Raw genomic sequence first — 24173 nt, 5'->3', positions numbered from 1 at the left:
TATTTGGGATATATTTATTAATAAATATATCTTTAAAATTGAGCCTTACACAAGGATTAAAGTTGTATGAGATGGTTAATGGAAATAATAGATTTTTTATCTTTCGTGGATACGTTTATTTTATTATTAAAAGGGGGTATTAGAGAATGGTTTCACGTTCCGTTTACCAGATCATAAAAAATACAAAAAAATTATTTTTATTTTTGAGAGTGGTGTATTTTTTATGTAGAAGTTGTTTTGTTTCCCCAAATGGGGGTAGGAAGAAATACCCTAAGGTTTTACAACTTCCTATAACCTATCGATGTAACTCAAGATGTGTGATGTGTAATGTTTGGCGAATGGATCATAAAAACGAGTTTTCTGTTGAAGAGTTTGCAAAGTTTATGAAGGATGATATTTTTAAGAAGGTTGAATCGGTAGGTATAAATGGAGGAGAGCCTTCGCTTGTTTTGAATCTTCCTGAGTATGCGGAGAAAATTTTAAATTTACCATCTTTGAAGTATTTGAATATTATATCTAATGGTTTTATTCCCCAGAGATTGCTTTTGCATGTCCAAAAAATTTATGATGCATGCAAAAAAAGAGGGATCCTTTTTCATGTATCTATTTCTCTTGATGGTATTGGGAAGATTCACGATGCTGTACGAGGAAGACAAAATGTCTTTGAACAGACAATTGCTTCTATTGATGAAATTATAAGGGATCAAGCAAAATATTGTGATAGTTATGACGTGGCTTGTACTGTTGTTAAACAAAATGTCAATTATTTAGTAGAACTGGATACATATGCTAAAAGAAAAAAGTATAATATCAAATACCGTTTAGGAATTGAGAATAAGAGAATAGGAAATTATGATTTGAGGGAGCAATATTCTGTGATGGAGGCTCCTTTTAGGCAAAGTGCCATAGAGTTTTTTCATTATCTTATGCATCATTCAGAACATTTGTCAGATAGGTTCAAGTATTATGCTATTTTTAAATGGCTTCATTCAGAAAAGCCAAAACGAATACTTGGTTGTTATTGGCAAGAGGAGGGTATTACCTTGGATTCAAAAGGCAACATTTATTATTGTGCTGTGGCAAGTGATAGTCTTGGGAGTTTGCGTGTAGAAAAGGGGAAAAAGATCTTTTTTGACAGAAAAAATATTGAATATCGTAAAAATATTGTTAAAAATGTCTGTAATCATTGTATTCACGATTATAGTGGGCGACCAAGGTTTCAGGATGTATGGAACTTTTTGTTATACATGATAAAAGATAATGTTGCTATGAAATTTTATCGGTTTAAGGCGAGGTTTATGTTATGAAAATTGTTATTATAGGGTGGTATGGAACGGAGACAATTGGAGATAGGGCGATAGTGGCGGGATTAATTTCTTTTTTCAAGAAGTCTTTTGGTGATTTTGAAATTCAACTTGGAAGTTTGTATCCATTTTTTAGTCAAAGAACTATTGTTGAAGATTATGATTTTTATAAAGAAATAATATCAAAAGACATAAAAATATCAATATTTGACAGCAAGGATTCTCGGCAACTTGACAATGCCATAAGGTGTTCGGATATAGTGATAATGGGCGGAGGTCCTCTAATGGATTTAGATGAATTATTTATGATTGAGTATGCTTTTAAAAAAGCAAGAAAGTTGGCAAAGAAAACGGCTTTGTTGGGGTGTGGTGTGGGGCCTCTTTTTAAGAAAAAATATTGGAAATCAGTATTGGAAATAGTAGAACATAGCGATCTTGTCATTCTTAGGGATAGTCTATCAAAAGAAAGACTGAAATATTTTTGTAAGGAGGAAGGAAAGTTTTTTGATTATGCTTTTATAAAGACTAGCTATGATCCTGCTGTGGAGAGTGTATTAGAGTTTGGTAAAAGAAATATTCCTGTTCCCCAAGAGTATGTTGCTATTAATTTGAGAAAATTTCCATCTGAATATATACAAGGGAAAGATTGTAATGACATTGATAGAAATTTAAAAAATTTTGTAAAGGACGTAGCACTTAAATATTCCCAGAGAGAAATACGATTGATACCAATGCATTATTTTCATATAGGTAATGATGATAGATTTTTTTTGAATGATATAGCGATGGATTTAAATTTACCCAATATTTATGTGCAAAATTCCAACCTGACGCTTAAACAGACTATAGAAACTTATCAGAATGCGTATTTTAATATCGGTATGAGATTTCATGCCGTAGTTATGCAAACTATGGTAAGTGGCAAAAACTATATATTAGATTATACAGAACCCCAAAAAGGAAAAATCATTGGCTTTTTGAGTGATATTGACAAAAATGGATTTTATAAAGAAAGATATATTTCTTTACAAGAGCAAACAATAGACTCGACAATTATTAGAAATGAAGAGGATAGGTTTGTATTTGACATCGAGAAAGTATATGTGCATTTGAATGTATATGTAGAGGAATTGAGAGGATTGTGGTGATGAAGGTTCTTATAATAAATACCTTTGATGCTGGTGGTGGTGCTGCTCGAGCTGCGTATCGTCTTCATAGGGCTCTTCTCTCTCTTGGGGTAGAAAGTTATATGTTGGTTCAGGACAAACAGGGAGATGATTATACTGTCATTGGACCAGAAACAAAGGCAGAAAAGTTTATTAATCTTTTCAGATTTCCCCTTGATCAACTGCCATTGATGCGGTATAAGAAGAGATCTCCCACTCTTTTTTCTACGGCTATTTGGGGTAATAGAAAAGTGAGGAAAATTCTAAATAAATTAAATCCGGACATAGTTCATTTACATTGGGTAGCGGCGGGGATGTTGAGTGTAGAAGATATAGGGAGAATCAAAAAGCCGGTTGTATGGAGTTTACATGACATGTGGGCTTTCACAGGTGGATGTCATTACGACGAAGGTTGCGGTAGTTATGAGAAGAAATGTGGTAAATGTAGGGTTTTGAGAAGTCAAAGCGAAAAAGATATTAGTAGAAAGGTTTGGTGTCGCAAGGAGAGAGTTTTTCAAAAAATTCAAAATCTAACAATTGTAGGGCTTAGTCAGTGGATTGGGAATTGCGCGAAAGAAAGTAGTCTTTTTCGTGGGAAAAATGTAGTCTTTTTACCCAATCCTATAGATACAAATCTTTTCAAACCCTTTGATAAGGAAAAGGCTAGAAAACTGTGGAATTTTCCCTCTAATAAAAGATTAATACTTTTTGGAGCTATGAGTGCCACAAGTGATCCGAGGAAAGGTTTTAAAGAATTGAAAGAAGCTTTTAGGTTTCTCAAGGGGAATGATATTGAACTGATTGTCTTTGGAAGTGGAGAACCAAAGCGTGCTCCTGATTTTGGTTTTCGGGTGCATTATGTAGGAAAACTTCAAGATGAGGTAAGTTTAGTAACTCTGTATAGTGCTGCTGATGTAATGGTGGTTCCCAGTTTGCAAGAGAATTTGTCGAATGCTATTATGGAATCCTTGGCGTGTGGTACGCCAGTTGTAGCGTTTGATATTGGTGGAAATGGAGATATGATAGAACATGAGGTAAATGGATATTTGGCGAGACCATATGATGCTGAGGATTTGGCGAGAGGTATTGAGTGGGTATTAGCTTATCCAGAGTATGAGAAGCTATGTCAGAATGCGAGAGCAAAGGTGGAAAAAGAGTTTTCCAGTGAGATTGTGGGAAGAAAATATATGGCTTTATATCAGAAAATTTTGGGGAATGAAAAATGAAGAAGAACATTATCCACGATAACATTATCTTTTCCATGCAAACGTCCGGAGGTATATCCTACTACTGGGCCGAGATTCAGAAAAGATTGATAAGGGAGATAGAAAATTCTCTCCTTATTTATGAGGGGCACAACAATAATATTTTTGTAGGATATGCTCATGAGATAAAGAAATTAAATTTATTTACAGGAAGGCTATTTGCTCATATACCTTTTTTTCTGAGGAAAATCCCTTCTCCCTCTCTTTTTCATAGTAGTTATTATCGTATTTCCCTTCAAAAGGATGTTTATAATATTACCACTGTTCACGATTTTATTCATGAGTATTATCCCTACGCGTTTCCTTTTTATGAAAGGGAAATAGAGAAATGGCATAAGAGAACGGCTATTCTGAAATCCTATGGGGTTATTTGTGTTTCTGAGAATACCAAGAGAGATTTATTACGGTTTTATCCAAAGGCTTCTGATAAAGAGATAGAGGTGATTTATCATGCGGCACACGAAGGGTATAAACCATTGCATAAGCCAAAAGATGATCTCTCTCAGTCTTTTCCTGAAATAAGCAATAAAACATATATTCTTTATGTGGGAAGTAGAGCTCCATACAAAAATTTTCCTGTAGCCCTCTCTATAACAAAAAATTTGCCTTCTCTCTCTCTTGTAGTTGTTGGTGGAGGGGGTTTTTCAGCGGAAGAAAAAAGACTGTTACAAGATATTCAGGATAGAGTGTACAATTATCAGGGGCTTTCTATTGAAAAGTTAAATATCCTGTATAACAATGCTCTCTGTTTGGTTTATCCTTCTTTTTATGAAGGTTTTGGAATTCCACCACTTGAGGCGATGCAGGCGGGATGCCCTGTGGTTGTGTCTTATTCTTCTTCTCTTCCTGAGGTGGTAGGGGAGGCTGGTATTTTGTGTAATCCTGAAAATGAAGGGGAGTTTGTTGAAGGAGTAAGGGCTCTTCTCAATAATCCGGGACTTCGATTGTCTATGAAGGAGAAAGGATTTGCTCAAGCTCAAAAATTTAGTTGGGAGAAAACCTTTCAAAAAACGTTAGCTTTTTATGAGAGAGTGTGGAGGAAAATACAAAATGACCATACCTAACGATGGCCAAAAGCCACTTGTTACTATTATCACTATATGTTATCAGGCTAAAGAATATATTGAGGAAACCATAAAAAGTGTTATCTCACAAACGTATCCCTTGAAAGAATATATTGTTGTGGATGGGGGATCTACGGATGGAACGCTTGATATCATCATGCGTTATAGAAATCATATGGCGTGTGTGATCTCAGAAAGAGATAAGGGGATCTATGATGCCATGAACAAAGGTATTCATAAGGCTCATGGTGAGTGGATATGTTTTATGAATGCGGGGGATAAGTTCTTTTCAGAAAAGGCGATAGAAAATATGTTTAAGGCTGAGGGTTTGGACAAAGTGGATATTTTATATGGAGATGTGCTTCTTGATTATGGCGATTTTTTTGTTTTACAAAAAGCCAATCCTGATCCCCACCAATTATGGAAAGGGATGATTTTTTCCCATCAATCGGTTTTTATAAAAACCACTCTGTGTAAAAGGCTTTTGTTTGATACCTGTTTTCGTATAGCGGCGGATTTTGATTTTTTTTATCGGGCTTTTTTTGTCTTCCACTCTTCTTTTGCCTATAGGGAAAATATCGTCTCTATAGTTGATGTGGAGGGGGTTTCTAATAAGAAACAAGCGGCTTCTGTTTTAGAGAGGTGGAAAGTTGTGAGAGTAAGGGATAATCTTTCTTCAGGTCTTGTGTATAGGATTCATTTTTATTATTTTTTTAGGTTTTTGTTCTCTTTTTTGATAGATATGGGTAAAAATCTTGTGCCTTCTGTGGTTTGGCAAAAATTGGTATATTTTTGGAAAAGAAGAAAGATTTTTTCTAAAAAAGCTTAGTCTGATTCTTATAAGGAAATGAGACCTTTGCACGAATGTGCGAAGGTCTCAAAAAAGTAATAAAAAACAAAAATTAGTATAAAAATATTTCTTTTCGTAATCAATTATTCTACTTTTTTGAATAAAAAAGACAAATAAGCCCTTGTAAACAGAAAAAACGGGGGAGAGGGGCGTAGCCCCTGACCCAGAAAGGGTAAGAAAGCACCCGTGCAGGGGTCTCGAAATGATAAAAGTACAGGAAGAGAAGAAATGCGTGTGATAAAAGTTTCTATTGATTTTTTTTCTATAATTATCTATAATATCAGGAGAAAATAAGAGAGGTTTGAAAATGAAACGAGCCTTGATTACAGGTATTACGGGACAGGATGGAGCATATCTCACGGAGTTTTTACTCAGCAAAGGGTACGAAGTCCATGGAGTGAAGCGAAGAAGCTCACTTTTCAATACGCATCGTATTGACCATTTGTATCAGGATCCGCACGATCCGGACAAGAGGCTGATTCTTCATTATGGGGATATGACGGATTCGACCAATCTTATCCGTATTGTTCAGGAGGTTCAACCAGATGAGATTTATAACCTTGCGGCTCAGTCGCATGTGCAGGTGTCGTTTGAAACCCCTGAATATACCGCTAATGCGGATGCTTTGGGTACGCTTCGTTTGTTGGAGGCTATTCGTATTTTGAAACTGGAAAACAAGACACGTTTTTATCAGGCATCCACCTCTGAATTATATGGCAAGGTTCAGGCTATTCCCCAGAATGAGACAACACCGTTTTATCCGCGAAGTCCCTATGCAGCGGCCAAGCTCTACGCCTACTGGATTACGGTGAACTATCGTGAAGCGTATCATATGTTTGCCTGCAATGGGATACTCTTCAATCATGAAAGCCCCCTGCGGGGAGAGACCTTTGTTACCAGAAAGATTACGAGAGCGGTGTGTCGTATCAAGTTGGGGCATCAGAAGAAGCTCTATTTAGGCAACCTCAATGCAAAGCGAGATTGGGGGCATGCGAAGGATTACGTGGAGGGAATGTGGCTCATTCTCCAGCAGGACCAGCCGGAGGACTATGTCCTTGCTACGGGGGAAACTCATGAGGTGAGAGAATTTGTGGAGATGGCCTTTGCTGAAGTGGGGATTCCCCTGAAGTGGGAAGGTGAAGGTGTGAATGAAAAGGGTATTCGCACGGATACAGGAGAGGTAGTGGTAGAGGTTGATCCTCGGTATTTCCGACCGACGGAGGTGGATATTCTTCTCGGGGATGCTACAAAGGCGCGAACCAAGCTTGGCTGGAAACCAAAACATACCTTGCAGGATCTTGTGAAGGATATGATCGCTCATGACATGGAAGAGGCCAAAAGAGATCACCTTCTCAAGACGGAAGGGTTCAAAACCTACAAGTTCTCGGAGTGAAGAATGGAAAAAAACGCAAAAATCTATGTTGCCGGGCACAGGGGGCTTGTGGGAAGTGCTATTGTTCGGGCTCTGGAAAGAGAGGGCTACACTCATATTGTGGTGAGGACTCATCAGGAACTTGATCTCACTAAACAGGCAGAAGTGGAGGCCTTTTTTGCTTCCGAGAGGCCGGAGTATGTGTTTCTTTCGGCGGCCAAGGTAGGGGGAATTTTGGCCAATGCTACCTATCCAGCCGATTTTATTTATCAGAATTTGGCTATCGCGACAAATGTGATTCATACAGCCTATACCTATGGGGTGAAGAAGCTTTTGTTTTTGGGAAGTTCCTGTATTTATCCGAAACTTTGTCCCCAGCCAATCAAGGAAGAGTACCTTTTGACCGGTTCTCTTGAAGTCACCAATGAGGCGTATGCAGTTGCCAAGATTGCAGGACTGGAGATGACCAAGTTTTACCGCCAACAGTATGGGTGTGATTTTATCTCGGCTATGCCTACGAACCTTTATGGACCACATGATAATTTTGATCTTCAGAATTCGCATGTGATCCCTGCGCTTCTTCGCAAGTTCTATGAGGCAAAGAAAAATAACCAGAGGTCGGTAACCGTGTGGGGGACAGGTTCTCCGAGGCGTGAGTTTCTCTATATTGATGATTTAGCTGATGCTTTAGTTTTTCTCATGAATCATTATAGTGATGGGCTCCATATAAATGTCGGGGTGGGGGAGGATGTTAGTATCCGGGAACTTGTGGAGATGATTCGTCGTATCAGTGGTTTTGAGGGTGAGGTGATCTATGATACGTCAAAGCCAGATGGGACACCACGAAAGCTTTTAGATGTGTCGCGTCTTTTTTCTTTGGGTTGGCGTCCGAAGGTTTCTCTGGAAGAAGGGCTTCGCTTGGCCTATCAGTGGATGGTTGACCACTATGACGAGATTGTGGCAAGGGAGAAACGATGAAGGTACTGGTGATTGTTCCGGCCTACAATGAGGAAGAAGCTATAGGGAAAGTGATCGATGATCTCCATACCCACGTGCCTGATTTTGATGTCCTTGTGGTGAGTGATGGTTCTCGTGATCACACAGCCCGTATTGCGAAAGAAAAAGGGGCGCTTGTGGTGGAACTCCCCACGAACTTGGGGATAGGAGGGGCAGTCCAGACGGGGCTCAAGTATGCCCACAGATATGGGTATGATGTGGCTATTCAGTTTGATGGGGATGGGCAACACTTGGCTTCTGAGATAGACAAACTTCTTGGTCCTTTGCATGAAGGAAGGGCGGACGCGGTCATTGGTTCGAGGTTTTTGCCGGGGCAGAAGTCTTCGTTTCAGTCAACCATAGGAAGACGGATCGGGATATGGTTTTTTGAGGTTCTGAATTCGCTTCTGATCCGGCAATGGATTACGGACAACACTTCCGGGTTTCGTGCGTATAACAAAGACGTTATTGATTTCATGGTGTATAATTATCCTACAGACTATCCAGAACCAGAGGCGGTGATTCTCTTGGGAAGAAACCGTTTTCGTATAGTCGAAGTTCCTGTTGAGATGAGAGAAAGAATGGGAGGGCATTCTTCTATCTTTGGCTGGCGTTCGGCTTATTATATGATTAAGGTGACGTTAGCGATTATTATGACAGCCCTTCGATATCGTTTGCGGTAGGAGAGAGGAATGAATAGGGTTCAAATAGTGGCGATTATAGGAAGTGTATTCTATCTTGGGCTTATTTTTCCTCTGGTTTTCAAAAGACGAATCCATGAGGAGTATGCCATTCTCTGGCTTTTTTTTGGGGGTGTTCTACTCATTTTTTCTGTGTGGAGAGATGGTCTTGAATATTTGGCACGTCTTGTGGGGATTCATTATCCTCCTGTGGCTCTTCTTTTGATCTTGATAGGGGCACTTCTCTTGATTCTTGTCCAGTTCTCGGTGGTGATTTCCCGGCTTTCAAAAAGGGTGATAGAGCTTACCCAGGAGCTTGGGTTAACAAGGCATGAGCTTGAGAAGTTGAGGGGGGAAAAGGAGAAAAAGAAATGAAATTTTTCATTGTGATACCTTCTTATAACCAGGCTCAGTTCATCAGGGAAACGATAGATAGTGTTCTTTCGCAGCAAGGGGTAGAAAAGGAAGTTTTGGTCGTTGATGGTGGATCTACTGATGGGACGGTAGAGATTCTTCGCTCGTATGGAGAGGCTATTCATTGGGTTTCTGAAAAGGACAGGGGACAGACAGATGCCATCAATAAGGGGCTTCGAAGAGCCACGGGAGACATTGTGGCATATCTCAATTCGGATGATTATTATCTTCCTGGGGCACTTGTAAAGGTGCGGGAGGCTTTTGAGAGTCATCCAGAGGCGTTGTGGGTAACGGGAGATGGAATCATCGTGGATGCCCACGGGAAAAGGATTCAACAGCCCATTGCTCTCTACAAAAAACTCTGGCGGAAAGTGGGGTTTCCTCAGTCGTTGTATGTGATGAATTGTATTATTCAGCCAAGTACTTTCTGGAGAAAAGAAGCTTTGGAACAGGTGGGTTTTTTTGATGAGAGAAAGCACTATACGATGGATTATGATTACTGGCTTCGGTTGTTGTCAAAGGGGCATAAACCTCTTGTTCTTTCTGATAAACTTTCTGCTTTTCGTATTCATGGAGAGTCAAAAGGTGGATCTCGATTTGAGGCTCAATTTCGAGAGGATTATGAGACGCTGTGTCAGTATTGTTCCTCGAAGTTTCTCAGGTTTTTGCATAGGGTTCATAATGGGATGATTGTGTCTGTTTATCGCCTGATAAAGTGAAGAACTTTTTTCCTACAATGGTTCTTTAAGTTTTATATCTGTTATCTGATTTGCCCGAAAAGGTATTTTCCCTTTATAATACTCTCATATTATATTCATTAGAACGAGGATTCTTATGGCTCTTTCCTCTCTCAAAAAAGCCCTTGTGCATGACTGGTTCTCTGTCTATGCAGGTGCGGAAAAGTGTATTGAGAGTATCACCAATATCTGGGATGATCTGGATATCTATAGTCTCATTGACTTTTTGAGTGAAGAGGATAGACAGGTTATTCTCAAGGGAAAGTATGCGAAGACCTCTTTTATCCAGAGGCTTCCTTTTGCTAGGAAAAAATACCGGGGTTATCTTGCCTTTTTTCCGTTAGCTATTGAGCAGTTTGACCTGAGGGAGTATGATCTCATTCTTTCTTCCTCGCATGCAGTAGCGAAGGGGGTTTTGACGCATGCGGACCAGCTTCATATCAGTTATGTTCATACGCCGGTGAGGTATGCGTGGGATCTGTATCATCAGTACCTGAGGGAAAGTGGTCTTGAGAGGGGACTCAAGGGGGAAATAGCGAAACTTATTTTGCATTATATCCGGCTCTGGGATCAGACGACAGTGAATAGAGTGGACAGGTGGGTGGCCAATTCTCACTATATTGCCAGACGGATAGCAAGGGTTTACGGGGTGAAAGCTGATGTGATTTATCCACCTGTGGACGTGGAAAAGTTTACGCTCAGGGAGGCAAAAGAGGATTTTTATCTTACCGCGTCCCGAATGGTTCCCTACAAGAAGATAGATCTGATTGTGGAGACTTTTGCGAAAATAGGGAAAAAACTGGTGGTGGTAGGCACAGGACCTGATGAGAAGAAAATCAAGGCGCTGGCAGCGAAAAATATTGAGCTTTTGGGATACCAACCGGATGAGGTTCTTGTGGATCTCATGCAGCGTGCAAGGGCGTTTGTGTTTGCCGCAGAGGAGGATTTTGGGATTGTTCCGGTGGAGGCTCAGGCCTGTGGGACACCGGTGATTTGTTTGGGAAAGGGTGGCACGCAGGAAACTGTTATAGATGGGAAAACAGGGGTGCATTTTGCTTCTCAAGATGTTTTGTCTCTTGCAGAAGCCGTAAAGCAGTTTGAAACGAGAGAAGAAAAATTTGATCCTGTGGTCATTCGTAAGCATGCGCTCAAGTTTAGTCGAAAGCGTTTTGAGAAAGAATTTCAGGAGTATGTGGAAAGGGCATACGAAGAATTTCAGGAAAAAAGGAGAAGGTCATGCCATGGTATAGGATAGAGATCAAAAGCATAACCTGGAAAGAAGTGGTGGGATTTTTTGTCCTATGGGGGGTATTTTTTGTGGGGCTTTTTGTGATGATGCAAGTGTCAGGAGTTTCTTATCGGCTCTGTGAAGTGAGGTATGTGATTGATAGACCACTTCCTTTGTATGGAAGAGAAGATGAGTTTACAGAAGAGGCCCTGAACCGAAAAGTTCAAAATGATATAGAAAAAGAGATGAAATTGACTATTCGACAAAACACAAATATTTCACTTTTTTTCCCCAATAAAATCCTTACGCCTGAAGAAAGCTTGTCTCTTGATAGGTATCTCAGGACAAATTTTTCTCATGTCAATTGGTATGGACCTGAACTTCGAACAGTTCCTGAGCTTCAGCCGGAGAGGAGATGGTTTCTTTTGGGGACACTTTCGCTTGCCTTGGCTCTTGGGGTGATGATAGCCTGGTTCCTTCGGAGGGAGTTGTGAAAAGGGGCTGGGAGAATCTTTTCTGGATTCTTGTGGCACTTGTGTTTGCGACGGCTTCAATGGATATTGTTCTTGTGATGAAGGTAGCTGGATTTCATGTGCGTTTTTCTCTTCTGGTGATGATGGTTCTTGAGGCTGTGTGGCTGGTTTCTCTTTGGCGTTCAAGACGGGTTTTTCTCATTTCTGGTATGGGATGGCTTGTTCTTTTAGCTCTTTTGAATACCGTTTTTGCCTTGAATAGCAGTTTGCCTTTACGGAGTTTTGGATATGCTCTGTGGCTCTGGGTGTTTGTGGTCTGGGTGTTTGTGATGGTTCAGGTGAGTGCTGGAACTTTTTTCTTTCAGGAAGAGAAAAAGAATCTTTTTTCACGGCTTTTACTTGTGTATATGCTATCTTTTTTACCGGCGCTTCTTATGGGATGGCTTCAGTGGATTGTCCCATCTCTTGCCTGGATACGAGAGGGGCTGTGGCGTACTCAGTGGACGCTTCCCTTATTTGGAGAGTATAGCCTCTATCGGGTCAATGGATGGAACTATGAGCCATCGTATTATGCCACCTATCTTGTAGTGCTTCCTCCGCTGCTCTGGGTGTGGGCACGCCAGAGTCAGGGTGTCCAGAGGCTTTTTGTGTGGTTGTATCTTGTGCTGACGGTGATGATGATAGGGTTTTCGACCTCACGAATGGGGTGGCTGGCTCTTATTATAGAAGGAGTGGTGATTATCCTGATAGAAGGAGGGTTGTGGCTCAAAAAACGATACGGACTAAAGGCTTTTCGAGGTGTGCTTGTTGTGGGGACGGTTTCTTTTGTGTTGACTGGGATAGGTTTTCTTCTCTTTTTCCCATGGGAAAGAGTAGCAGCAAAGGTACTGCGTTATTCCTATTTCGATCGTATGGAAGGGATTCAGAATACTCTGGAGGTGTTCTTTCGTCATCCCTTTGCTTCGGTGAGTTTAGGCGGGGTAGCGCCGGATATTGCCCTTTTTCGAGGAAATATCGTTCCTCAGGGCAATAGTGACGTGAAACCATTTGAAGGAGCAGGGGTGCCTTTAGAACTTCTTGCAGGGCTTGGGGTTTTGGGGGCTTTTGTTGTGGCTGGGCTTTTGGCTTCTCTTTTTTTCTTCTCTTTCTTTTCCTGGAGACGTTTTTCTTCTCAGGAGAAGGCCTGGTTTTTAGCCCTTGCTGGAGGTTTGGTGATGCAGGGGTTTCTTCTTCTTTTCAATCAGAATATTCTCAGGGTATATGTGTGGAATCATGTGGCAATGTTTATAGGTTTTTTGGCGTGGAAGGAAGGGGAGGGATTGGAACCTTCTCTTACACTCCCCTCCGGGGTATTCAAAATAGGGATAAGTATGTTTACCGGCATTTTGGCGATGACGTTGATGGGATTTGTTTTTGTTTTCCAACCTCTTCTTGTAGAGGTAGAGGGAGCAAAACTCCACGGTGAATGGCTTATAAAGTCGAGTTATGGAAGAGTTTTTTATAATACAGGAAGGGGGATTTATGGCTATGAGAGTATATCACTTCTTGTTGATGAAAAGAAGGCTTCTTTTTCTTTTATCTCAAATCGAACTGTTTCTCGGCGTTATTTTGAAAGTGAGGAAGCATTTTATTTGTGGAAAACTTTGAACTCCATTACGGGTAAAACTAATTCGCCAGCCTATATTTATATTCCCACTACCAATCTTTATTTTGAGTTGGCTTCAAGGAATAACCTTTTTGTGAAGAATCCTCAAAAGTTTCTTGAGGGATTGAATTTTCTTTTAGAGGATGAGATTTTCTGGGCAGAGAAAGAGAAAAGTATTCGTTTTTCTCCGCTCACGATGAGTCATAGGAAGAAAAAAGGCACCAAAGATTTTGACCCCATTCGTTATCACAGGCTTCTTCTTGAAGACTGGCTTGTGTGGATACCAAGGAATCCAGAGGGACACAATCCGGGATTGTGGTTATTTGAGTTTTCGTATCCTATCAGTTTGGAGAAACCTGTGAATGAGATTTTGAAGGTGGAGAGTATAGAACTGGAAACGTCATGGGGAAAAGTGGTGTTACCATGGAAACCGGACTTTTGGATAGAAAGGAATGAGAAAGAAAAACAGATAAAGGTAAGAAGTTGGTTCTCCTGGTCTGGCAATCGCTGGTTTGTTCAGGCGCAGTTTCTTCGTTTGTGGTGGACAGTGGTGACGGTGGTCGTGGGGATTGTTGTAGGGGGGATGACGTGGTATTGGATGACAAAAAAAGGGGGGAAACGATGAAAATCCTCTACATCTGGCATGCGGCGGTGGAGAAGGAGTACCGAAAACTTCTCTGGAAAATGAGAGAGATGGGACATGAGGTGTCTTTAGTGACAGCTTATCGATGGACGGAAAGTTCTCGTGATCAGCGTTTTCAAAGGCTTGCTGAGGATAGTTCTCTTGAGGTCTATCCTCTCTTTGTCATGTTTCGTAATCATATCCGGAGTTTTTTCTTTGTCAACCTTTTCCGTATGATAGCTATTGTGAGGAGAATAAAGCCTGATGTGGTGTATCTCAAGGAAGAACCATATTCCATAGCCGCCTGGCAATGGGTGTGGGTGGTGAGACTCTTTTCTCCTCGTTCGGTTATAGTTATCGAAAGTGATGAAAATCTTGAGGGGCGTCATCCTTTTCTCTATCGCTGGATAGAGAGGTATGTCCTTCGTCATATTCATGGGCTTGCCTCTGTTCCTACCGCCGGGCTTGAGCTGTATAAACGGAAAGGTTTTCGTGGGAAGCAGTTCAAGACCTCCTATTTTGTGAATACGGAGATATTCTTTCCGCTTTCCCGCGAGAAAGCGAGGGAGGTTTTCCCTGAAATCAGGGACGAAGAATGTGCTATTGGCTATGTGGGCCGTATCACACCGGAAAAGGGACTGGATACCGTTATTGAGGCTCTGGGAATACTCAAAAGAAAGGGAATGTTGTGTTCTTTGTACCTGTTGGGGAAAGCACTTGAAGAGTACGCTCAGCAACTCAAGAGACTTTCTGAGGAGCATGGGGTGCAGGAAAGGGTATTCTTCTTGCAGGCCCGTCCTATGGAGAAACTTGTCTCTTTCTACAATGCTCTTGATGTGCTGGTGCTTCCTTCTAGGAGTACCTCCTGGTGGATTGAACAGTTTGGTCGGGTTATTGTGGAGGCTCAGGCCTGCGGGACGCCTGTGGTTGGTTCGGATTCCGGGGAAATCCCGATAGTGATAGGAGATGAACGGTTTGTTTTTCCAGAAGGAAACGCTGAGAGTCTGGCGAGTATTTTAGAACGCTTTGTGAAAGGAGAGTATTCAAAAGAGAGGACGTCCCAGCCTCTGGTTGAACAGGTAAAAGAAAGGTTTTCCCTGGCGAGGGTGGCGGAGAATAAGATTCGGATCATGGAAACAGTGTTTAAGGAGGTTGAAAAATGAAAATAGCGATCCCTCTACCTTTTTTTCACAAACACGGGGGTATTGAAAGACATACTTATGAATTGGTTGAGAATTGGAAATATAAACATGAAATTCATATTTTGAGTTATGAATGGGAGCCAATAGAGGGGGTCCATTTCCATCGAGTGCCAGGAAAAAATTTGCCTGAGATTGTAAGAAGGATATGGTTTCTTTTTTATACGTGGTACGTTTTAAGGAGAGAATCATGGGATATTATTCTAAATAATGGTTGTGGCCAATCACTTATTCAGGATATAATTATTACCGCCAGTGTTCATAAGGCCTGGATGGAATCATTTAGACGTCTAAAATTGCGGCGTTTTTTTCTGAATCCTTTACATTATCTTACTCTTTTTGTAGAATGGTTTAATTATAGATTTCATCGGTATAAAAAGATTATATGTGTTTCCAGGTTCATACAAGACGAATTATGTACCTATCATCATGTTGCAAAAGAGGATACAAAAGTGATTTATTTGGGAGTTAATACGGAAGAGTTTTCTCTAGAAAAAAGGCTTTTTTTACGAGAAAAAGCTAGACAAAAGTATGGTTTTGGCAGTAAAGAAAAAGTATTACTTTTTCCGGCCCATGAATGGAGAAGAAAAGGGATAGACATTCTTCTTGAGGTTTTGAGCCAACTTTCCGATGATTACAAACTTTTGATTGTTGGCAATCCCTCTCATCGAGAAGAAGCATTTTATAGAAAAAGAGTTTTGTCTTTGGAATTGCAGTCCCGTCTGGTTTTTGGTGGGCTTTGCCATACTATGCAGGAAGCATATGCGGCGGCTGATGTGATGATTTTTCCAAGTACGTTTGATGCCTTTGCCCTGGTTGTTCTTGAAGCCATGAGTAGTGGGTTGCCTGTGATTACGGTTCCTACCGTGGGGGCCTCTGAGCTCATTCGTCATGGGGGAAATGGGTTTGTTGTTAAGGAATGGAACGATATAAGAGGTATCAAAGGAATACTTGAATTGCTGTTTTCTGATGAAAACTTTTATGAAAAAATTTGTTATGAAGCAAGGTCAACAGCTCTTGAGTGGGATTGGAAAAAGGTAGTAGAAGAAACAGAGAATATTCTAGAAGAGATAAGAGTGTGTTTGTGAAACAATTATATTTGCTAAAAAAGGCATGAAAAAGAAGGAGGAAAGAGTACAGACTTATGTTTTTTTTGCAAAATAAGGAGAGTAAATGTATCCATTTTATTTTTAGTGGTACCAGCTCTTCAAGAGGGGGAGGTGCTGCTCTCTGGCGACTTCTTCTCTCCTTTCCTCCGCGGGAAGTGTGGCTGCATTATTCCTCGTATGCAAGAACCCTCTGGGAAGAGGTGCAGCATCCGTTTCTCCACCATGTGATTCATGAGGGATGGGGAACGCATGAACATGCTCCGACGCCTTTCCCCTGGAAGAACAGAAAGGGGTTTGATCTTTCAAAGATTGGGGGGAACGATATAGTTATTTTTGATTCGAGGGAAGCTCTTCAACAACTCGCTCTGCCCCTTTCTCAAAAAGGGGTACGCCTTTTCTGGCATATGCAATCGAGGGAAAGAGTCCTTCGAAAAAAACTGTGGATTACTCCCTGGGATATGGCTTGTTATCGGCGGTTAAGTGGTATTGTGGCTATCAGTGAGTTTGTTCGGAGGGCGTTTACAAAGGATCCTCTGTATGTTTTCGCAGGAAAAAATATCCGCTGGGAAGTGATACCCAATGGGATTGTGTCTTCGTTTGAAAGGATTGAGGCGGAAAAGGATTTTGTGCTTTATTACGGGAGATATGAGGGATACAAAAATCCTTTGTTTTTAGAAAAGCTTGGGTGTGAGGTACGATATATTGGGGCGAAGGCGGGATGTGCGGTTCCTGTTTCTGTCCCGGAAGAGAAGGATCTTGGCTGGATGAAACCGGAGGAGGCGGCTAAGTGGGGCGATATCTTTGTCTTCCCCGCCATAGGAGAGGCTTTTGGGCTTGCCCTTGTGGAGATGATGTCCTATGGGAAGATTGTGATTGCTTTTCGCAGTGGGGCTTTTCCGGAGATTATTGAGGATGGTGTGGATGGTTTTCTGGTGGAACCTTTTGATGTGAAGGCTACAAGAGAGGTTATTGAAAGAGTACGAAATTCATCTGAGTTGAAGAAACGGATTTCAGAGGCGGCTCAACGGAAAGCCATGCGTTATAGAGAGGATGAATATCGCACGTGTTTCTGGGAGAGTGTGTCTCGTATGGTAAGGGGGGAATTTGGAAGGGAAGATTAAAAGGTTTTGCCAAGTTTTCCTTTGTGGCCATCATGAACAGCGCGAAAGGGGAAATGTTTGACAGCCATTTTTTTTTCTACTATAATATATATTTATTGTTTGAGAATGATAAAGGCTTCTTAGAGTTTTTTGAACTTTAGAGAAGGAGAGAAGTTTTTTCTATGGATTTTCAAGCTTTTCAAGAAAAAGTACGCTTCTGGTTGGGCAAAAGAGGCACTCAAAAGGTTTTAATAAATTTTACCTGGCTGGGCGTTTTTCGTATTGTTGAAAAAGTAGTGCCACTTATTACCATTCCTTATCTTTTGAGAGTCATTGGGATGGAGAAGTGGGGACTTATTACTTTTGCTCAAAGTTTTATTCAATATTTTAATACTTTTGTAGATTATGGTTTTAATGTAACGGCGGTGAGAGAAGTTTCTTTACATCAAGAGAAGAGGGACGCTCTGGAAGAAATTTTTTCCAGAGTTATGCTTATAAAGTTATTTTTTCTTCTTATTGGTTTTGTTATTTTCTTTTTTCTTGTGATGGGAATAAAGAGATTTTATCAGGAAAAGGAAGTGTTTTTGTTAACCTTTGGTTTAGTTGTGGGGCAAACTCTCTTTCCTTTGTGGTTTTTTCAGGGAATGGAGAAGATGAAATTTTCTACTATTTTGTCTTCTGTGGCAAAAATAGTGTTTCTCATTTTAATTTTTGCTCTGGTAAAAACAGAAAAAGATTATGTTTATGTTCCACTCCTCAATTCTATAGGTATTATACTGGCGGGTATTATAGGTCTTTTGATAGTGAGGTTTGGATTTCATATCAGGTTTCGAATGCCAAGCTGGATTCATGTGATAAAAACAATGAAAGATGGGGGAAAAGTATTTATTTCTAATTTGTTTATAAGTTTTTATGCAAATACTCGTGTATTTGCTCTGGGAATTTTTTCTAATAATACAATTGTCGGTTATTATGGTCTGGCGGAAAAGATAGCTACCTATTTAGGGATGCCTTCGGAACTTTTTGGACAGGCCATGTATCCAAGACTATCCAATCTTTATGGAACGAATAAGAAACAATTTGTAAAATTGTTGAAATACCTGAACTTAGGGATGTTTGCATGGGGTGGACTTGTGAGTATCTTGGGTTTTCTTTTTTCACCTTTTATTGTGGAAATATTAACGGGTAAGTCTATTACTTACGAGATTACTTTTACCCTGTTCTTTTTGTTGTTGGCGGCTTTTTTTGTTCAGGCAAATACTTTTCGTATTCAATATTTCCTAGCCACAGCGCGCTATGGACTTTATACGTTCTTGCATGTCGCTGTTGGCTTCATTGGAATAGTCTTGACATTGTTTTTTTCTTATTTCTTTGGATATAAAGGGACATCTATAGCGGTTTCTCTTGTGGAAGGCATGGTGTTCCTTTTTTTTGGGATCATGTATTCTTTTTCTGTAAAGGAGGAAAAAGATGAAAAGTAAAACTTTTGTAACTATTATGAAATGGACCGTGAATGCGGATTTAATAAAAATGACGGGGCAAATTCCTTATAATATGCATAAGAAATATGGATATAATTCTATACTGGTGACTTATAAAAACGAAAAGGAAGAGGATCTTTCACCTGAGGAAAGGACGTTTAATCTTCCACTTGAACCTTATACCTATCATCTCAATGTGGTAAAAGGATTGAAATTAGAGTTTATTGAAAGAGAAGGAAAATTTGTAGGATTGGATAAGGCGATACTAAAATATATTCTCAAAAATGCAAAGAAAATTGATGTGTTGAATTTGTATCATTATTCTCTTCAGACTTTGATTTATACCCTTGTGTATAAGTTTCTTAACAAAAAAGGAATTGTGTATATTACGCTGGATAATGACCTGGGGGGACTGGATATTTATCCTCATTCTTTGTTGGGGAAGCATCCCAAAAATTTTATCAGAAATATCATTGCCTACACAATTATAGAGCCTTTGTTCTTGAGAAAAGTGGATTTTTTGTCAAATGAAACCAAGAAAGGTACACAAAGATTGAAGACTTTATATCATAAATATGAACAGAAGTTTTTTTATCAGCCTTATGGTATTGATGAGAGGTTTATTGTTGAGAGTGGTATAAAAATGAAATCTTTTGAAGAGAAAGAGAATATCATATTAACGGTGGGAAGGATTGGACATCCTCAAAAAAACAATGAACTTCTTTTGAAAGCGGTGGCTAATATTGATCTGAAAGACTGGAAAGTTATTTTAGCGGGAAAAGTAGACAAAAATTTTTCTTTGTTTCTTGATGAGTATTTTCGCAGGAATCCTCATCTAAAAGAGAAAATTATTTTTACAGGGCATATATCTGATAGAAATCAACTCTATGATCTTTATAATCGAGCGAAGATTTTTTGTATGACGTCGAATTTTGAAAGTTTTGGAATCGTGATGGTAGAAGCAGGATATTTTGGAGACTATATTGTAACAAGTAATGTGGTAAGTGCAGATGATATCACGAATAATCGGACATGTGGCGATGTTTTTCCTGTTGGAGATCAGGAAGAACTTCAGAAAAAGTTGCAATATCTTATTGATAATCCTGAGGTTATCAAGGATAATATACCTAAAATCCAGGCTCATATCAAAAGATCTTTTTTGTGGGAAAATATTATAGACAATCTTGCCACTCTTATAGAAAGTAGAAAAAATCAAAAAGAGGGCGAACAATGAAGCAGGGGTTAGTGGCTATTGTTCTGGTGAATTATAATAGTGTCTCATTTCTGATAGAGTGTTTGGAAAGTATTTATAGAATGGACTATCCTTTTTTTCAGGTGATTGTTGTGGACAATAGTACAGAAAATCAAGAAAAAGAAATAGAGACCTTGCGAGGGTGGCTTGAGGGTAGCAGTAATAACGAGGTTTACTCTCATTCTCGTTTCTCTGCTTTATTGACCAGGGAAATTCAAAAGCCAGAATTGGTTATTTTAGAAGAGAGTGAGAGATTTCAAGAACACGATTTTCCTGAGAGTTCTCTTGTCCTGATAAAATCACAGCAGAACGATGGATTCGCCGGAGGATGCAATAAGGCATTAGAGTATATAGCAGCCCAGAAAAAATTTGAATTTGTGTGGTTATTGAATACGGATACTTTTGTGATGCCGGAAGCTTTGGGAACTCTTGTGGAAAAGATAAAAGAAAATGAAAATCTGATCGCTGTAAGTTCAAAACTTTTGTATTATGATTTCCCCACCATCATCAATTTGATAGGAGGAAAGTTTCATTCTTCTCTCTGGCGTTTTGGTTTTGTCCCTATAGGGTATCTTGAAGTTGACCAAGGACAATATGATAGGGAGGTGCCAATAGACACTCCTGCTATGGCGAGTTGTTTGTTTCGGATGAGCTATTTAGAAAATGTGGGATATATGCGAGAAGATTATTTTCTTTATAGTGAGGATGTGGAATGGTTTGAAAGGATGAGACGAAAGGGGTATGAATTTGCTTATCAATATAAAAGTGTAGTATATCACAGGGAAAGTGCAATTACTCAGCAAATAAAAAAACAATCTTTGTACTACTATGTCAGGAACAAGGTTCATTTCTACCTGAATTATTATCCCCGGGTTACCTATAAAATTGGCTTAGGTATTTCTTTGCTGAGGGATATATGGGGTAATCTCAGGAGGGGGTATTTTTCCCATCTCTTTGTAATATTTCAAGCCATAAGAGATGGTATTCAGGGAAAGCTGGGGAAGATATAGGTGCAAATTCTTTCTGGAAATTTTTTGAGTTAGCAAAATAGAAAGAATACCTCGTTGAGACCGTCGAAGGTTGGCTTAATAGTGTTTGAAAGGGGGCAATTTAGAACATATAATCCACAAAGCTTTCAGCTGCCTTTTGCCAGGTGAGTTCGCTTCCCTTTTTGAAACGAAGTGGACCGGGGTTTTGCTGAATAAGGGAAGCTAAAGACAAAGCCACTTTTTCAGGTTTCTCAGAGAAATCGCAAAACCTCAAATTTTCAAACACTTGTTCCAGTTCCCGGAAGACAGGGATATCATTGGCCACAACGGGGCACTTTCCTTCAGCCTCAAGAAGGGGGAGACCAAATCCTTCGTAGAGAGAAGGAAAGACAAAAAGCTTGCAGGCCTTGAAGTAGGCAATGATTTCCTCATCGGAGAGATAGCCCGTCAGAATAACCCGTTCCTGGAGAGAAGACGTCTTCAAATAGCGAAAAAGGGTATGGTTTTTCCATCCTTTGGGACCGGTGAGAACAAGGTGATAGTTCTCAAATCCTGGTATGAGAAGAAGTTTTTCAAAAGCCTGCAAAAGAGAGACAATGTTTTTTCGTGGTTCTAAGGAACCAAGAGCAAAGAGAAAGGGAAAGGTATAAGGACACGTCGCAGAAGAGGTATCGGGGAGGCTTTTCCCCTCGTAGATGACGAGAGTTTTCCCTTTGGCTTTGGGATAAAAATGAATGAGATCTTTTTCTGTGGTACGGGAAACACAGAGTATTCGATGGGCATTCCGTACGCTTGAGGAAGCCAGAAGGTTATTGAGAAGACGGTTGAGAAACTTCATAGAAGAGGGGGCTTTCTTCCATACGACATCGTGCCATGTGACGAGAGAGGGGATGTTTTTTGTTCTCAAAGGGAGCATGTGCTGGGTTCCCCAGAGAAGAGAGCAAGCATGTTTTTGAGCGAGGTGAGGGGCTCTCAGAAGAAACCAGAGGGTTCCTGGAAGAAAAGAGAAGGCGTTATCCACCACAGGGATGATGTTTTTCGCCGACGGGCAAGAGAAAGGCTTGTGAGCGATGAGAACGAGTTCTACGTGGGGAAAGGAACTGAGAGCCCGGATCATTTCCGTGGTGTATCGTGTGATACCTCCCTGGTGAAGGAGGGGACGGGCATCCACACAGAGACGAAGGGGTTTGTTATCCTTCATGAGAGGGACCTTCATGAGAGGAGATGGTTTTCTTCTCCCTTCCTCCCCAGATGATGAGGACGATAGCCCCGAAGGTTATCCAGAGATCAGCCACGTTGAGGATGCCTGTTCGAAAAACAGGCCCTATCCCGAAGTTCATGAAGTCAATGACACGCCCGTCATAGGCCATTCTATCAAAGAGATTACTGAGGCCGCCTCCTACAATAGAAGCCATGGTCAGGATATGGAGAAGGGAGGGATGTTTTTCACGGACAAAAAGGCCAAAAACAAAAAGAACCAGCAAAAAGGTGGGAAAGATAACTAGGGCCCATGTTCGTATCGTGGGAGGAAGCGAAGACCCAAGCCCCAAAAAAGCCCCTTCATTTTCTGCATACATGAGAACAAAAATGTCTCCTACGACCTGGATCATTTCACCACGGGGAAGATATTCTTTGGCCAGAGCTTTGGTGACCTGATCCGTGGTGATCGCAAGGACGACAACCATTACAAAGAGGGCTATGTGCCAGGGGCGTTTTGACATGAGATCTCCTTGAAAAAGTGTGGATAATATTATACCCGGAAGAGAAGAAGATGTCAAAATTCGAAAGAGGGGAGGTGTTTTTTCTCTGGGGAGAATTGTTTTTTCTTGACTATTTTCTCCCCTTCTCTTATCATATAAAGAATGTTTTTGTGAAGTGGGGTGCCTCATGGACAAAAAACAAAAAGTGTTTACCTTCAAACGAGGGGGAGTTCATCCCCATGAGCAAAAGTTAACCGCAGAGAAACCGATTGTCAATGCTGATATTCCCCTGATGGTGCGTATTCCCATGGCCCAGCATCTTGGAGCGCCTGCGCGGGTTCTTGTCTCTGTTGGGGACGAAGTGGTAGAGGGACAGCGGATAGGGGAAGCGACGGGCATGATTTCGGCGCATGTCCATGCCAGTGTTTCTGGGGTGGTAACGGCCATAGAAAAGGCAAATACCCTTACCGCAAAACAGGTGGATTTTGTTGTGATCAAGACGGGGGGAAGCTTCCACAACTGGGTGGGGGAGAAATTTCCCTGGGAAAATCTGGGGCCTGCTCAGATTGTGTCTTTGGTACAGGAAGCGGGGGTAGTGGGGCTTGGTGGGGCGACGTTTCCCACCCATGTGAAGCTTTCTCCACCTCCAGGCAAGGTAGTGGAAACCCTTATTCTGAATGGGGCCGAATGTGAACCATATCTCACCATTGATCATCGTATGCTTCTCGAGAAGTCTCAGGAAATTCTCACCGCCATTGAGATCGTGAAACGCGCACTTCCGACTATCAAGCAGGTCTATATTGGCATAGAAACCAACAAAGAGGACGCCATTGATCACTGGACAAACCTCCTTGCTGGTCGTTCGGATATCAGGGTGGTACCCCTTCGTACCCGTTATCCCCAGGGGGGAGAAAAACAGCTCATTCAGGCTATTACCGGCAAGGAAGTACCAACCAAAGGGCTCCCGGCTGATATTGGGGTTCTGGTGGAAAATGTTTCGACTATGAATGCCATCTACGAAGCGGTGGTTCACCATAAACCGCTCATTGAACGGGGGCTTACCTATACAGGGATAGGAGTGCCAAAGGCCGGGAATTACAAGGTCCGTATAGGTACCCCAATTTCTCATCTCATCGAAAGCTATGGCAAGCCGGCCAAGTTTGCCACGATGATCTCTGGTGGTCCTATGATGGGTCTTGAAATTCCGGATGAAAACATGCCTGTGATGAAGTCCACAAGCGGGATTGTGTTTCTCTCTCCCAAGGAAGACTATGGGGTTGAGGATAGGCCGTGTATTCGATGTGCCAAGTGTTTGGCGGTGTGTCCCATCGGTCTTATGCCCACAGAGATTGCCAAACTGGCGGATAATTTTCTTGTAGAGGAAGCGGCATCTATTGGTCTTTTTGATTGTATTGAATGTGGTGCCTGTGCCTATATCTGTCCCTCCAAGATTCCTCTTGTGGGGCTTATCAGATATGGCAAAGAGTTTTACAAGCGCAAACAGGCGCAGGCCAAGAAATAACGCAT

General features: G+C 41.0%; 22 protein-coding genes. 20 read left to right on the top strand and 2 right to left on the bottom strand.

Annotated features, from left to right (window positions below):
• The first annotated feature begins 146 nt into the window (after positions 1 to 146).
• From BREVNS_RS03610 to BREVNS_RS03520, 19 genes are all read left to right on the top strand, one after another.
• The gene (locus BREVNS_RS03610; RefSeq protein ID WP_483427692.1) at positions 147 to 1307 is read left to right on the top strand and encodes a radical SAM protein; all 1161 of its coding nucleotides are present in this window, start codon (positions 147 to 149) and stop codon (positions 1305 to 1307) included.
• Complete coding sequence (locus BREVNS_RS03605) at positions 1304 to 2452, top strand: polysaccharide pyruvyl transferase family protein (protein WP_483427691.1); 1149 nt, start codon at positions 1304 to 1306, stop codon at positions 2450 to 2452. Before BREVNS_RS03610 ends, BREVNS_RS03605 begins: the two co-directional genes overlap by 4 nt.
• The gene (locus tag BREVNS_RS03600) at positions 2452 to 3696 is read left to right on the top strand and encodes a glycosyltransferase family 4 protein (RefSeq protein ID WP_483427690.1); all 1245 of its coding nucleotides are present in this window, start codon (positions 2452 to 2454) and stop codon (positions 3694 to 3696) included. The genes BREVNS_RS03605 and BREVNS_RS03600 overlap by 1 nt, the downstream gene beginning before the upstream one ends.
• Positions 3693 to 4799, top strand: coding sequence for a glycosyltransferase family 4 protein (locus BREVNS_RS03595; RefSeq protein WP_483427689.1), 1107 nt, complete (start codon positions 3693 to 3695; stop codon positions 4797 to 4799). Before BREVNS_RS03600 ends, BREVNS_RS03595 begins: the two co-directional genes overlap by 4 nt.
• Positions 4786 to 5628, top strand: a complete 843-nt coding sequence (locus tag BREVNS_RS03590; protein WP_483427688.1) for a glycosyltransferase family 2 protein — start codon at positions 4786 to 4788, stop codon at positions 5626 to 5628. The genes BREVNS_RS03595 and BREVNS_RS03590 overlap by 14 nt, the downstream gene beginning before the upstream one ends.
• A gap of 328 nt (positions 5629 to 5956) precedes the next feature.
• Positions 5957 to 7042 (top strand): GDP-mannose 4,6-dehydratase, encoded by a 1086-nt coding sequence (gene gmd, locus BREVNS_RS03585; RefSeq protein ID WP_483427687.1) that lies wholly within the window; start codon positions 5957 to 5959, stop codon positions 7040 to 7042.
• 3 nt (positions 7043 to 7045) lie between these two features.
• Positions 7046 to 7999: a GDP-L-fucose synthase gene (gene fcl / locus BREVNS_RS03580; protein WP_483427686.1), complete on the top strand. Its 954-nt coding sequence runs from the start codon at positions 7046 to 7048 to the stop codon at positions 7997 to 7999.
• A complete protein-coding gene (locus tag BREVNS_RS03575; RefSeq protein WP_483427685.1) occupies positions 7996 to 8700 on the top strand; it encodes a glycosyltransferase family 2 protein in 705 nt (234 codons plus the stop codon). The genes fcl and BREVNS_RS03575 overlap by 4 nt, the downstream gene beginning before the upstream one ends.
• Before the next feature lie 9 nt (positions 8701 to 8709).
• The gene (locus tag BREVNS_RS03570; RefSeq protein WP_483427684.1) at positions 8710 to 9072 is read left to right on the top strand and encodes a DUF2304 domain-containing protein; all 363 of its coding nucleotides are present in this window, start codon (positions 8710 to 8712) and stop codon (positions 9070 to 9072) included.
• Positions 9069 to 9830 carry a glycosyltransferase family 2 protein gene (locus BREVNS_RS03565; protein ID WP_483427683.1) on the top strand — a complete coding sequence of 254 codons (762 nt, stop codon included), beginning with the start codon at positions 9069 to 9071 and terminating at the stop codon, positions 9828 to 9830. The genes BREVNS_RS03570 and BREVNS_RS03565 overlap by 4 nt, the downstream gene beginning before the upstream one ends.
• Before the next feature lie 115 nt (positions 9831 to 9945).
• Positions 9946 to 11103: a glycosyltransferase family 4 protein gene (locus BREVNS_RS03560; RefSeq protein ID WP_483427682.1), complete on the top strand. Its 1158-nt coding sequence runs from the start codon at positions 9946 to 9948 to the stop codon at positions 11101 to 11103.
• A complete protein-coding gene (locus tag BREVNS_RS03555; protein ID WP_483427681.1) occupies positions 11085 to 11570 on the top strand; it encodes a hypothetical protein in 486 nt (161 codons plus the stop codon). Before BREVNS_RS03560 ends, BREVNS_RS03555 begins: the two co-directional genes overlap by 19 nt.
• The gene (locus tag BREVNS_RS03550) at positions 11567 to 13819 is read left to right on the top strand and encodes an O-antigen ligase family protein (RefSeq protein WP_483427680.1); all 2253 of its coding nucleotides are present in this window, start codon (positions 11567 to 11569) and stop codon (positions 13817 to 13819) included. Before BREVNS_RS03555 ends, BREVNS_RS03550 begins: the two co-directional genes overlap by 4 nt.
• Entirely contained in the window at positions 13816 to 14979 is a 1164-nt protein-coding gene (locus tag BREVNS_RS03545; protein WP_483427679.1) for a glycosyltransferase family 4 protein, read from the top strand. The genes BREVNS_RS03550 and BREVNS_RS03545 overlap by 4 nt, the downstream gene beginning before the upstream one ends.
• Positions 14976 to 16103: a glycosyltransferase family 4 protein gene (locus tag BREVNS_RS03540; RefSeq protein ID WP_483427678.1), complete on the top strand. Its 1128-nt coding sequence runs from the start codon at positions 14976 to 14978 to the stop codon at positions 16101 to 16103. Before BREVNS_RS03545 ends, BREVNS_RS03540 begins: the two co-directional genes overlap by 4 nt.
• A gap of 56 nt (positions 16104 to 16159) precedes the next feature.
• Positions 16160 to 17245, top strand: coding sequence for a glycosyltransferase family 4 protein (locus BREVNS_RS03535; RefSeq protein WP_483427677.1), 1086 nt, complete (start codon positions 16160 to 16162; stop codon positions 17243 to 17245).
• 161 nt (positions 17246 to 17406) lie between these two features.
• Positions 17407 to 18705 carry a flippase gene (locus BREVNS_RS03530; RefSeq protein WP_483427676.1) on the top strand — a complete coding sequence of 433 codons (1299 nt, stop codon included), beginning with the start codon at positions 17407 to 17409 and terminating at the stop codon, positions 18703 to 18705.
• Positions 18695 to 19939: a glycosyltransferase family 4 protein gene (locus BREVNS_RS03525; RefSeq protein ID WP_483427675.1), complete on the top strand. Its 1245-nt coding sequence runs from the start codon at positions 18695 to 18697 to the stop codon at positions 19937 to 19939. Before BREVNS_RS03530 ends, BREVNS_RS03525 begins: the two co-directional genes overlap by 11 nt.
• Positions 19936 to 20967 (top strand): glycosyltransferase family 2 protein, encoded by a 1032-nt coding sequence (locus BREVNS_RS03520; protein WP_483427674.1) that lies wholly within the window; start codon positions 19936 to 19938, stop codon positions 20965 to 20967. The genes BREVNS_RS03525 and BREVNS_RS03520 overlap by 4 nt, the downstream gene beginning before the upstream one ends.
• 100 nt (positions 20968 to 21067) lie before the next feature.
• Here BREVNS_RS03520 and BREVNS_RS03515 read toward each other — a convergent pair whose 3' ends face one another.
• Positions 21068 to 22147, bottom strand: coding sequence for a glycosyltransferase family 4 protein (locus tag BREVNS_RS03515; RefSeq protein WP_483427673.1), 1080 nt, complete (start codon positions 22145 to 22147; stop codon positions 21068 to 21070).
• Positions 22137 to 22667 (bottom strand): signal peptidase II, encoded by a 531-nt coding sequence (gene lspA, locus BREVNS_RS03510; RefSeq protein WP_483427672.1) that lies wholly within the window; start codon positions 22665 to 22667, stop codon positions 22137 to 22139. The genes BREVNS_RS03515 and lspA overlap by 11 nt, the downstream gene beginning before the upstream one ends.
• A 166-nt stretch (positions 22668 to 22833) precedes the next feature.
• Here lspA and rsxC point away from each other — a divergent pair, with 166 nt between their 5' ends.
• Complete coding sequence (rsxC, locus tag BREVNS_RS03505; RefSeq protein ID WP_483427671.1) at positions 22834 to 24168, top strand: electron transport complex subunit RsxC; 1335 nt, start codon at positions 22834 to 22836, stop codon at positions 24166 to 24168.
• Positions 24169 to 24173 lie beyond the last annotated feature (5 nt).

Source organism: Longinema margulisiae (assembly GCF_025266855.1).
GTDB lineage: Bacteria > Spirochaetota > Brevinematia > Brevinematales > Thermospiraceae > Thermospira.
Note: the sequence above shows the minus strand (reverse complement) of the source record. Positions and strands in the feature narration are given on the sequence as shown.

Excerpts from the sequence above, each read along its gene's own strand:
- rsxC (WP_483427671.1), top strand. The coding sequence starts at position 22,834 with ATGGACAAAAAACAAAAAGTGTTTACCTTCAAACGAGGGGGAGTTCAT.
- BREVNS_RS03595 (WP_483427689.1), top strand. The coding sequence starts at position 3,693 with ATGAAGAAGAACATTATCCACGATAACATTATCTTTTCCATGCAAACG.
- BREVNS_RS03605 (WP_483427691.1), top strand. The coding sequence starts at position 1,304 with ATGAAAATTGTTATTATAGGGTGGTATGGAACGGAGACAATTGGAGAT.
- BREVNS_RS03570 (WP_483427684.1), top strand. The coding sequence starts at position 8,710 with ATGAATAGGGTTCAAATAGTGGCGATTATAGGAAGTGTATTCTATCTT.
- BREVNS_RS03610 (WP_483427692.1), top strand. The coding sequence starts at position 147 with ATGGTTTCACGTTCCGTTTACCAGATCATAAAAAATACAAAAAAATTA.
- BREVNS_RS03565 (WP_483427683.1), top strand. The coding sequence starts at position 9,069 with ATGAAATTTTTCATTGTGATACCTTCTTATAACCAGGCTCAGTTCATC.
- BREVNS_RS03540 (WP_483427678.1), top strand. The coding sequence starts at position 14,976 with ATGAAAATAGCGATCCCTCTACCTTTTTTTCACAAACACGGGGGTATT.
- BREVNS_RS03535 (WP_483427677.1), top strand. The coding sequence starts at position 16,160 with ATGTTTTTTTTGCAAAATAAGGAGAGTAAATGTATCCATTTTATTTTT.
- BREVNS_RS03555 (WP_483427681.1), top strand. The coding sequence starts at position 11,085 with ATGCCATGGTATAGGATAGAGATCAAAAGCATAACCTGGAAAGAAGTG.
- BREVNS_RS03520 (WP_483427674.1), top strand. The coding sequence starts at position 19,936 with ATGAAGCAGGGGTTAGTGGCTATTGTTCTGGTGAATTATAATAGTGTC.
- BREVNS_RS03530 (WP_483427676.1), top strand. The coding sequence starts at position 17,407 with ATGGATTTTCAAGCTTTTCAAGAAAAAGTACGCTTCTGGTTGGGCAAA.
- BREVNS_RS03600 (WP_483427690.1), top strand. The coding sequence starts at position 2,452 with ATGAAGGTTCTTATAATAAATACCTTTGATGCTGGTGGTGGTGCTGCT.
- BREVNS_RS03560 (WP_483427682.1), top strand. The coding sequence starts at position 9,946 with ATGGCTCTTTCCTCTCTCAAAAAAGCCCTTGTGCATGACTGGTTCTCT.
- BREVNS_RS03515 (WP_483427673.1), bottom strand. The coding sequence starts at position 22,147 with ATGAAGGATAACAAACCCCTTCGTCTCTGTGTGGATGCCCGTCCCCTC.
- fcl (WP_483427686.1), top strand. The coding sequence starts at position 7,046 with ATGGAAAAAAACGCAAAAATCTATGTTGCCGGGCACAGGGGGCTTGTG.
- BREVNS_RS03590 (WP_483427688.1), top strand. The coding sequence starts at position 4,786 with ATGACCATACCTAACGATGGCCAAAAGCCACTTGTTACTATTATCACT.
- BREVNS_RS03525 (WP_483427675.1), top strand. The coding sequence starts at position 18,695 with ATGAAAAGTAAAACTTTTGTAACTATTATGAAATGGACCGTGAATGCG.
- gmd (WP_483427687.1), top strand. The coding sequence starts at position 5,957 with ATGAAACGAGCCTTGATTACAGGTATTACGGGACAGGATGGAGCATAT.
- BREVNS_RS03575 (WP_483427685.1), top strand. The coding sequence starts at position 7,996 with ATGAAGGTACTGGTGATTGTTCCGGCCTACAATGAGGAAGAAGCTATA.
- lspA (WP_483427672.1), bottom strand. The coding sequence starts at position 22,667 with ATGTCAAAACGCCCCTGGCACATAGCCCTCTTTGTAATGGTTGTCGTC.
- BREVNS_RS03545 (WP_483427679.1), top strand. The coding sequence starts at position 13,816 with ATGAAAATCCTCTACATCTGGCATGCGGCGGTGGAGAAGGAGTACCGA.